The following is a 743-nucleotide window of genomic DNA, read 5'->3' on the forward strand; positions in this document are numbered from 1 at the left end:
CCGCCGCCGGCGCCAGCGCCAGGCCGCGGCCTCCACCCGCCGCGCGACCTGCTCCAGGCCCTCCCGGGCGAAGCGGTCCGGGTGCAGCAGGGCGGCCAAAATCTCGATGCCGTCCAGGGTGCGCGGGCCGGGGCGGCTGAAGTAGGCGGAGGCCTCGAGGGCGTAGACCTGGCCGGCCTGAACGGCAGGGATCCACGGCCAGAAGGGACAGGCGGCCAGGGCCGGCAGGGCGGCCAGCACCTCCGACAGGCGGTAGCCACACGGGATGAGGCCGAGGACCTCGGGCTCGGCCTCCAGGATCTCCTCCCAGCGCACGCGCCGCGAGGGGGCACCCGGGCTTCCCAGGACCTCCCGGCCGCCCGCCAGATCGACCATCTCGGGGACCCAGTGCCCGCAACAGAACGGCGGATCCAGCCATTCCAACAGCAGCACCCGGGGGCGAGGGGCCCCGGCGACGGCAGCCTCCACCCGGGCCAGACGGGCGCGCCAGTCCCGGATGAGGGCCTCAGCCTGCTCGGGCACGCCGGCGGCCGCGGCGATGGCGCGGAGGCTCTCGAAGAGATCGGCCAGGCGGTAAGTGTTGACGGCGATCACGCGGGGAGGGCGGCGGAGCCGGTGGGCCGCCTGGGCGGCCTGGCCCATGGGGAGGGCGCAGACTTCGCACAGGGCTTGGGTAAGCACCAGGTCCGGCTCCAGTTCGGCCAAGCGCTCCTCGTCCAGCCGATAGAGCGGCTCCCCCCCCC

General features: G+C 75.2%; 1 protein-coding gene. It reads right to left on the reverse strand.

Going from position 1 to position 743, the window contains the following annotated elements; all coding sequences use genetic code 11:
- The coding region (locus C4313_RS07405) for an ABC transporter substrate-binding protein (RefSeq protein ID WP_352429233.1) at positions 1 to 743 on the reverse strand (743 nt) is incomplete at both ends.

Source organism: Thermoflexus sp. (assembly GCF_040289485.1).
In the GTDB taxonomy this organism is placed as follows: domain Bacteria; phylum Chloroflexota; class Anaerolineae; order Thermoflexales; family Thermoflexaceae; genus Thermoflexus.